Consider the following 9003-nt stretch of genomic DNA (forward strand, 5'->3'; position numbering starts at 1 on the left):
ATTTGAACCGTAGGCCGGGTAAGGCGAAGCCGCCACCCGGCACTATTCAGACCGCACCCAAAACCCCTCACAACACTGCAGCCACGCCTGCGCGCTCTGCGACAAATAGACCCCTTCACGCCAGATCATCCCTAACTGCCAGTGCAGATCGCTCTCCAGCGGGATCCAGCGCAGCGTGTTTTTATCCAGACGCTCGCAAATCGGCTGCGGCAGAATGGCAATCCCCACGCCCGCCTGCACCATCGCGGCCAGGAAATCCCACTGACCGCTGCGCACCGCGATGCGTGGCTTGACGTTATGTTGGTTAAACAGCGTCATCAGCTGGCGGCTTAAGGCGAAGTCTTCGTTGTAGATCAGCAGAGGGTGTTCGCCGAGCAGCTCAGGCTTCACCGCGTCCCTTTTCAGCCAGTCGCCGGAGCGGGGAACCAGCACGCACAGCGGGTGGCTAAAGAGCGGAAGCGTCGCCAGGCCGCTCTCTTCCTCAACGGGGAGGGCGGTCATGGCCACGTCGAGCTCGCCGTTAGTGACGGCCTGCTGGACGGTTAAGCCACCAAACTCCGAAATCTTCAGCTCTACGCCAGGATAGCGCTGGCGAAACAGGCCGATCGGCCCGGCCATCATCATGCCGACCATCGGGGGAATGCCGAGGCGAAGCACCCCTTTGGTCAGATGATTAATATCGTCCAGCTCCGCTTCCAGCTGGCGGAACTCCGCCAGAATGGCCAGCCCGCGTTCGAACACCACGCGTCCGGTGTCGGTCAGCAGCAGCTTGCGCCCGTCGCGGATCAGCAGGGTACAGTTAAGTTCATCTTCGAGGTTTTTCAGCATCTTGCTGATGGTGGGCTGGGTAACAAACAACTTCTCCGCTGCGCGGGTAAAACTTTGCTGGCGAACCACTTCGACAAAATAGCGCAGCGTTCTTATGTCCATGATTATTCCTCGAAACTATACCTGTGATGATTTTAATTCATTTCAGTCCACACCGTGCGCTCACTATACTGGCGCCTCGTCTCATTTTTGAGGAAAACCCCCATGGCCGTGGCGTTAAGCCGTGTTACGCCTGCCGTTGTGCAACGACTCCAGGTCCCGGTTCAGGTACTGCTCTACGCGGGACTGTTTGTTTTCGCCGAATATCTTGTCGGCTGGCTCCACCTGCCGCTGCCTGCCAACCTGGTGGGGATGCTGCTGATGTTGACGCTCATCCTCTGTCGCGTGATCCCCCTTAACTGGGTGCGCGCCGGGGCGCGCTGGCTGCTGGCGGAGATGCTGCTGTTCTTTGTGCCTGCCGTGGTGGCGGTGGTGAACTATGCGCAGCTGTTGATGGTGGACGGCTGGCGCATCTTCGCGGTGATCGCGCTGAGTACGCTGATGGTGCTGGGAGCGACCGCCTGGGTGGTGGATAAAGTGTATCGCTTTGAAATCAGCAGGCACAAACATGACTAGCTTTCAGATCAGCGTCTTGTGCCTGATCGCGACGCTGGCGATCTACTTTGCCAACAAGCGGCTGTATCGCCGGTTTCATGCGCTGCCGCTGATGCCGCTGGTCTTCACGCCGATCCTGCTGGTGCTGATGCTGGTCTTCGGCCATATCTCCTGGCAGAACTATATTGGTGAATCCCACTGGCTGCTGTGGCTGCTCGGCCCGGCGACCATCGCCTTTGCCGTGCCCGTTTACGACAACCTGGCGATTATCAGGCGCCACTGGATGTCGCTCAGCGCAGGCGTCATCACCGCTACGGTGGTCGCGGTCTGTAGCTCCGTCTGGCTGGCGAGACTGTTTACGCTGCCCGATGAAATTCAGCGCAGCCTGGCCGTGCGCTCGGTGACCACGCCGTTTGCGCTCGCGGCGGCGAAACCCCTCGGCGGACAGCCGGACCTGGTGGCGCTGTTTGTGGTGGTGACGGGCGTCTTTGGGATGGCGGTGGGCGATATGCTCTTTCTGCGGCTTTCCATCCGGGAAGGGATGGCCAAAGGCGCGGGGTTTGGCGCGGCATCGCACGGCGCGGGGACGGCGCGTTCGTATGAACTCGGTCAGCAGGAGGGGGTTGTCGCAAGCCTGGTGATGATGCTCTCGGGCGTGACGATGGTGCTGATTGCGCCGCTGGTGGCGTGGGTGATGTTTTGAACTCCCCGGCCAGAGCGGCCGGGGAGAAAGGTTTAGTGCGCGCGGCCCTGCTCAACGCCAAGACCGGTTTGTGAACGAATAAACTGGGCGCGGAATTTCTCGCGCTCCAGGTTACCCTCCGGCGAATTGTCGGTAGCCGAGAAGACCCAGATACCGATAAACGCCACGGCAATCGAGAACAGCGCCGGATATTCATACGGGAAGATGGCGCTGGCGTGACCGAGGATCTGCACCCAGATGGTTGGGCCCAGAATCATCAGGATCACCGCCGTCAGCAGCCCCAGCCAGCCGCCAATCATCGCGCCACGGGTGGTCAGTTTCGACCAGTACATGGAGAGCAGGATGATCGGGAAGTTACAGCTTGCCGCGATGGAGAAGGCCAGCCCCACCATAAAGGCGATGTTTTGCTTCTCGAACAGAATGCCCAGCAGGATCGCCACGACGCCCAGTACCAGCACGGTGATTTTAGAAACCTTCAGCTCATCGCGCTCGCTCGCGCCTTTGCGGAAGACGTTGGCGTAGAGGTCATGCGAAACCGCCGACGCGCCGGCCAGCGTCAGACCCGCAACCACCGCAAGAATGGTGGCGAAGGCCACGGCGGAGATAAAGCCGAGGAACAGGTTGCCGCCCACCGCGTCGGCCAGATGCACCGCCGCCATGTTATTGCCGCCAATCAGCGCGCCTGCCGCATCTTTAAACGCCGGGTTCGCCCCCACCAGCATGATCGCGCCAAAGCCGATAATAAAGGTCAGGATATAGAAGTAACCCATGAAGCCGGTCGCGTAGAAGACGCTCTTGCGCGCTTCACGCGCGTCGCTCACGGTGAAGAAGCGCATCAGGATATGCGGTAAGCCTGCGGTACCAAACATCAGGCCCAGACCGAGCGACAGGGCCGATATCGGGTCTTTCACCAGCCCGCCCGGGCTCATGATGGCTTCCCCTTTCGGGTGGACCGCCATGGCTTCAGTGAACAGGTTATTGAAGCTGAACCCGACGTGCTTCATCACCATAAAGGCCATAAAGCTGGCGCCGAACAGCAGCAGCACGGCTTTGATGATCTGCACCCAGGTCGTCGCCAGCATGCCGCCGAACAGCACGTACATCACCATCAGCACGCCCACCAGCACCACCGCGATGTGGTAGTTCAGGCCGAACAGCAGTTGGATCAATTTACCCGCGCCCACCATCTGCGCAATCAGGTACAGCGCCACAACCACCAGCGAACCGCAGGCGGAGAGGGTGCGAATCGGTCCCTGCTTCAGGCGATAGGAGGCCACGTCGGCGAAGGTGTAGCGGCCCAGATTGCGCAGGCGCTCGGCAATCAGGAACAGAATGATCGGCCAGCCGACGAGGAAGCCGAGGGAGTAAATCAGGCCGTCATAGCCGGAGGTGTAGACCAGCGCGGAGATCCCGAGGAACGAGGCGGCGGACATAAAGTCACCCGCAATCGCCAGCCCGTTCTGGAAGCCGGTAATGTTGCCGCCTGCGGTGTAGTAATCGTTACGGGAGCGCACGCGTTTCGACGCCCAGTAAGTGATATACAGCGTCAGCACCACGAAAATCAGGAACATCACAATCGCCTGCCAGTTGGTTGGCTGGCGCTGTACCTCGCCGGTAATCGCATCTGCCGCGTGGGCGGCAAAGGGAAGCGTGGCGGCGAGCGCCGTCAGAATTCTCTTCATGATGCTTTTACCTCTTGCAGTACCGCTTTATTAAGGCGATCGAATTCACCGTTCGCGCGCCAGACGTAAACGCCGGTCAGCACAAATGAAATCACGATGACGCCAATGCCAATGGGAATACCGCGCGTCACGCTGGTGCCCTCGTGCAGCGGGGTGCCCAGCCAGTGCGGCGCAAAGGCGATCAGCAGAATAAAGCCGACATAGATAATCAGCATGATGATGGAAAGGGTGAAGGCAAACCGTTGCCGCTTATCGACGAGCTCCCTGTAGTGCGCACTATTCTCTATCTGCTGACAAATATGGTCATTCATCACAGAGTCTCCAAAGGTAAGGTTGGTTTGTTTTTATCCCCTCTCCCCTATGGGGAGAGGGTGAGGGGAGAGGGAGAAAACACTAGGAAGGCATTGCGATGGCCTGCTTCTCTTCGAGCAGTTTTTCCACCACGCCAGGATCCGCGAGCGTTGAGGTATCACCAAGGTTGCTGGTGTCCCCTGCCGCGATTTTGCGCAAGATACGGCGCATGATTTTGCCGGAGCGGGTTTTCGGCAGCGAGTCGGTCCAGTGCAGCACGTCCGGCGTCGCCAGCGGGCCAATCTCTTTACGCACCCAGTTGCGCACCTCAGCATAGAGCTCTGGCGACGGTTCTTCCCCGTGGTTCAGGGTGACGTAAGCGTAAATTGCCTGGCCCTTGATGTTGTGCGGAATGCCGACAACGGCGGCTTCGGCAATCTTCGGATGCGACACCAGCGCCGATTCAATCTCCGCGGTGCCCAGACGGTGGCCGGAGACGTTCAGCACGTCGTCCACGCGTCCGGTGATCCAGTAATAACCGTCTTCATCACGACGCGCGCCGTCACCGCTGAAGTACATGTTTTTAAAGGTCGAGAAGTAGGTCTGCTCGAAGCGATCGTGATCGCCGAACAGGGTACGCGCCTGACCCGGCCACGAGTCCGTGATCACCAGGTTGCCTTCGGTGGCCCCTTCCAGTGGGTTGCCTTCGTTATCCACCAGCGCAGGCTGTACGCCGAAGAACGGACGCGTTGCCGAGCCCGCTTTCAGCTGCGTGGCGCCCGGCATCGGGGTGATCATAAAGCCGCCGGTTTCGGTCTGCCACCAGGTGTCCATGACCGGGCATTTCTCGTTGCCGATTTTCTTCCAGTACCACTCCCAGGCTTCCGGGTTAATGGGCTCACCCACGGAACCGAGGATGCGCAATGAAGAGCGGTCGGTGCCTTCGATGGCTTTGTCGCCTTCCGCCATTAATGCGCGGATGGCCGTTGGTGCGGTGTAGAGAATGTTGACCTGGTGTTTGTCGACCACCTGGCACATACGCGCCGGGGTCGGCCAGTTTGGCACGCCTTCAAACATCAGCGTGGTGGCGCCACAGGCCAGCGGACCGTACAGCAGGTAGCTGTGCCCGGTGACCCAGCCCACGTCGGCGGTACACCAGTAGATGTCGCCCGGGTGGTAGTCGAAGACGTATTTGAAGGTAGTGGCCGCGTAGACCAGATAACCGCCGGTGGTGTGCAGCACGCCTTTCGGTTTGCCGGTTGAGCCAGAGGTATAAAGAATGAAGAGCGGATCTTCCGCATTCATCTCTTCCGGCTGATGCTGGTCGCTCGCCTTTTCAATCAGATCGCTCCACCACAGGTCGCGCCCCTCGTGCCAGTCGATTTTGCCGCCGGTACGCTTAAGGACGATGACGTTGCTGACCGTGTTGACGTTCGGGTTTTTCAGCGCTTCGTCGACGTTTTTTTTCAGGGGGATACTGCGTCCTGCGCGCACGCCTTCATCGGCGGTGATCACCAGTTTTGAGCTTGAATCGACAATACGACCCGCAACCGCCTCTGGCGAGAACCCACCGAAAATAACGGAATGAATCGCGCCGATACGCGCACAGGCCAGCATGGCCACAGCCGCTTCCGGCACCATCGGCATATAGATAGCGACCACGTCGCCTTTTTTAATGCCTTTATCCAGCAGGACGTTGGCAAAGCGGCACACGTCGCGGTGCAGTTCTTTATAGGTAATGTGTTTGCTCTGCGAGGCATCATCGCCTTCCCAGATAATCGCCGTCTCGTTCCCGCGCGCGGCAAGGTGACGGTCAAGGCAGTTCGCCGCCAGGTTCAGCGTGCCATCTTCATACCATTTAATGGAGACGTTACCGGGCGCAAAGGAGGTGTTTTTCACCTTCTGATAAGGTTTGATCCAGTCCAGGATATGGCCCTGCTCACCCCAGAAGGTGTCCGGGGCGGTAATAGATTGCTGATATTTCTCGTGGTACTGCTCCGGGTTGATCAGGCAACGGTCCGCAATGTTTGCGGGAATGTCATGTTTGTGTATTTGGCTCATGGCTTTTTTTCTCCTTGTAAGATGTTAATAATATGTCGCAAAAACGTTAATAGTAGGGGCTTTACAAGCTTTGTTTATTATTTGGGCGACAGATCACGCATTGTTTGAACAGGTTGAAAAATGAGCGAATGAAACTTTGAAGGAAAATAATTTATGCTGACGATTATTCACATTTATGTTTAAAAAAGGTTTTTTATAACAAAAGGTTATTTATTAGAATCAGGAGAAACTCCCGTCACAGACGCTTTTACGAGTGAAATGCGTCGTTCTTTAAGGCTTGCGCAACAGGCCGCCCAAATGATACTCATACGCCGCGTTAAAAAATCCCATAAATCGACGCAACACAATTCATACCCTTTCAGTATGTCCCCATATTCATGCAGTTTAAGTGAATAAGGCGCTTCATTGAGGAAGTCAGTTTCTATGAAAAACGTTAAAGTCAGCCTGGCCTGGCAGATCTTAATCGCCCTTGTGCTGGGTATCCTGCTGGGCAGTTACCTCCACTATCACAGCGACAGCCGCGACTGGCTGATTGCGAACCTGCTTTCACCGGCAGGGGATATCTTTATTCACCTGATCAAGATGATCGTGGTACCGATTGTGATCTCGACGCTGGTGGTGGGTATTGCAGGCGTCGGCGATGCGAAGCAGTTAGGCCGTATTGGTGCGAAAACCATTATCTATTTCGAAGTGATCACTACGGTTGCGATCATTCTCGGTATCACCCTGGCGAACGTTTTCCAGCCGGGTTCCGGGATTGATATGTCGCAGCTGGCGACGGTGGATATTTCGAAATACCAAAGTACGACCGCTGACGTGCAAAGCCATGCACACGGCCTGATGGGCACGATCCTTTCTCTGGTGCCGACCAACATCGTGGCGTCGATGGCGAAGGGCGAGATGCTGCCTATTATCTTCTTCTCGGTCCTGTTTGGTCTGGGGCTCTCTTCACTGCCCGCGACGCACCGCGAACCGCTGGTGACCGTGTTCCGCTCGATCTCCGAAACCATGTTTAAAGTGACCCACATGGTGATGCGTTACGCGCCGGTAGGGGTGTTTGCGCTTATCGCCGTCACCGTGGCGAACTTCGGTTTTGCCTCCCTCTGGCCGCTGGCGAAGCTGGTGCTCCTGGTGCACTTTGCCATCCTGTTCTTTGCGCTGGTGGTGCTGGGAATTGTGGCGCGTCTGTGTGGGCTGAGCATCTGGATCCTGATTCGTATCCTGAAAGATGAGCTGATTCTGGCTTACTCCACGGCAAGCTCTGAGAGCGTGCTGCCGCGTATTATTGAGAAGATGGAAGCCTACGGTGCGCCAGCGTCGATCACCAGCTTCGTGGTGCCGACCGGTTACTCCTTTAACCTGGATGGTTCCACGCTCTACCAGAGTATCGCCGCTATCTTTATTGCGCAGCTGTATGGCATTGACCTGTCGCTGTGGCAGGAGATCGTCCTGGTGCTGACCCTGATGGTGACGTCTAAAGGTATCGCAGGCGTACCGGGCGTTTCGTTCGTGGTACTGCTGGCGACGCTGGGCAGCGTAGGCATTCCGCTGGAAGGCCTGGCCTTTATCGCGGGTGTGGACCGTATCCTCGACATGGCGCGTACGGCGCTGAACGTGGTGGGGAATGCGCTGGCGGTGCTGGTTATCGCCAAGTGGGAACACAAATTCGACCGTAAAAAGGCGCTGGCGTATGAACGCGAGGTGCTGGGTCGTTTTGATAAGACGGCTGACCAGTGATGTAAAAAGCCGGGTGGCGGCTTCGCCTTACCCGGCCTACACAAGCCGTAGGCCCGGTAAGCGCAGCGCCACCGGGCAATGGTTTACTCCCCGCTCAACGCATCAAACTCTTCACATCCCGTATCAAACCCTTCCGTACAGCTCAGGTTTAACCAGTACAGCGCTTTCTGTTTATTGGGCGTGATAAAGCCTTTCTCCCCCTGCCTGAACAACATCCCTGCCCAGTACTCGGCGTAGCCGGTGCGCGAAAGGGCTGAACTCCGCTTGAACCACGAGGCGGCCTGCACGTCATCCTGCGCTACCTCGACGCCGTTGGCATAAATCAGCCCCAGCAGCAGCTGTGCATCGACCGCAGAGTCGCTGTCGATATCTTCGGTTGCCGTGTGCAGCAGTCTGATGGCCTGGGGATAGTCAGTTTTCCCCGCCTGAGTATTCACCAAAATGCGCGCCAGCATGATCGCGCCGCGTTTGCTGCCAGCAATGTTTGCCTGTTGGGCCAGGGCTTTGGCCTGTGAGTAATCGCCCTGCGTAAAGAGGATTTGCGAGAGCAACCCCATGGCGTCGACATCGCCGCCTTTCGCGGCTTTCTCGGCCCACAGCGCGGCCTGCTTGCTGTCGCCGGAGCTGAAGTACGTATCGGCAAGATAATACTGGGCACGCGCATCACCGGCTTCCGCCTGTTTCCGATACTGGCTGCCTATCTCATCGGCGCGGGCGAAGGACGTTAAAAACACTAACAACAGAAAAATGGCTTTCATGGATTCTTATCATCTGGGTACACGCCGCGCAGTATAATCTCGGGCGCAAAAGAAAAAAATGGGTGCATTAAGACCTCAGCATCCTACAAGCCGGGCGGAACCGTTGTTCCGCCCGTAGAGGTTAGCCTGGGTTGCAGGCTAATTTAGCCGCCACCTCCTGATGTTCACTCTTTATTGAAAACTCGCAGAGCCTGCCGCGAGTAATAAAGGTAAAGATCACTATCGTCAGGCAAATAATAAAGACGATGCCTAACGCAGTTTTTAATGGCGTCATGCCTTTTACTCCTTGTGTAAAAAAGAATAAGAGGCTACTCTCAACCTGTTGGGTGTTGAGGGGTAGCCTCGGGTG

Annotated in this window: 9 protein-coding genes; 3 read left to right on the plus strand and 6 right to left on the minus strand. The window is 57.2% G+C overall.

What is annotated here, in order from left to right:
* Nucleotides 1-42: 42 nt before the first annotated feature.
* The gene (locus ACVCAM_RS25505; RefSeq protein WP_021242768.1) at nt 43-930 is read right to left on the minus strand and encodes a LysR family transcriptional regulator; all 888 of its coding nucleotides are present in this window, start codon (nt 928-930) and stop codon (nt 43-45) included.
* Between the two features lie 102 nt (nt 931-1032).
* On the opposite strand from ACVCAM_RS25505, the gene ACVCAM_RS25510 reads away from it, so the two are divergent.
* Entirely contained in the window at nt 1033-1443 is a 411-nt protein-coding gene (locus ACVCAM_RS25510) for a CidA/LrgA family protein (RefSeq protein WP_021242769.1), read from the plus strand.
* Nucleotides 1436-2125 (plus strand): LrgB family protein, encoded by a 690-nt coding sequence (locus ACVCAM_RS25515; RefSeq protein ID WP_407222975.1) that lies wholly within the window; start codon nt 1436-1438, stop codon nt 2123-2125. The genes ACVCAM_RS25510 and ACVCAM_RS25515 overlap by 8 nt, the downstream gene beginning before the upstream one ends.
* 32 nt (nt 2126-2157) lie before the next feature.
* Here the strand turns inward: ACVCAM_RS25515 and actP are convergent, their stop codons facing one another.
* The 3 genes from actP to acs form a co-directional block, all read right to left on the minus strand.
* A complete protein-coding gene (actP, locus tag ACVCAM_RS25520; protein WP_008503395.1) occupies nt 2158-3807 on the minus strand; it encodes a cation/acetate symporter ActP in 1650 nt (549 codons plus the stop codon).
* Entirely contained in the window at nt 3804-4118 is a 315-nt protein-coding gene (locus ACVCAM_RS25525; protein WP_008503396.1) for a DUF485 domain-containing protein, read from the minus strand. The genes actP and ACVCAM_RS25525 overlap by 4 nt, the downstream gene beginning before the upstream one ends.
* 82 nt (nt 4119-4200) lie before the next feature.
* Complete coding sequence (gene acs / locus ACVCAM_RS25530) at nt 4201-6159, minus strand: acetate--CoA ligase (protein WP_008503397.1); 1959 nt, start codon at nt 6157-6159, stop codon at nt 4201-4203.
* A gap of 423 nt (nt 6160-6582) precedes the next feature.
* Here acs and gltP point away from each other — a divergent pair, with 423 nt between their 5' ends.
* A complete protein-coding gene (gene gltP / locus ACVCAM_RS25535) occupies nt 6583-7896 on the plus strand; it encodes a glutamate/aspartate:proton symporter GltP (RefSeq protein WP_008503398.1) in 1314 nt (437 codons plus the stop codon).
* An 83-nt stretch (nt 7897-7979) separates the two neighbouring features.
* Here gltP and ACVCAM_RS25540 read toward each other — a convergent pair whose 3' ends face one another.
* Both ACVCAM_RS25540 and ACVCAM_RS25545 read right to left on the minus strand, forming a co-directional pair.
* A complete protein-coding gene (locus ACVCAM_RS25540; RefSeq protein WP_008500036.1) occupies nt 7980-8654 on the minus strand; it encodes a tetratricopeptide repeat protein in 675 nt (224 codons plus the stop codon).
* Nucleotides 8655-8775: 121 nt separating this feature from the next.
* Nucleotides 8776-8928: a Hok/Gef family protein gene (locus ACVCAM_RS25545; RefSeq protein ID WP_032650616.1), complete on the minus strand. Its 153-nt coding sequence runs from the start codon at nt 8926-8928 to the stop codon at nt 8776-8778.
* Nucleotides 8929-9003 lie beyond the last annotated feature (75 nt).

It is taken from the genome of Enterobacter sp. CFEC122 (assembly GCF_052983755.1).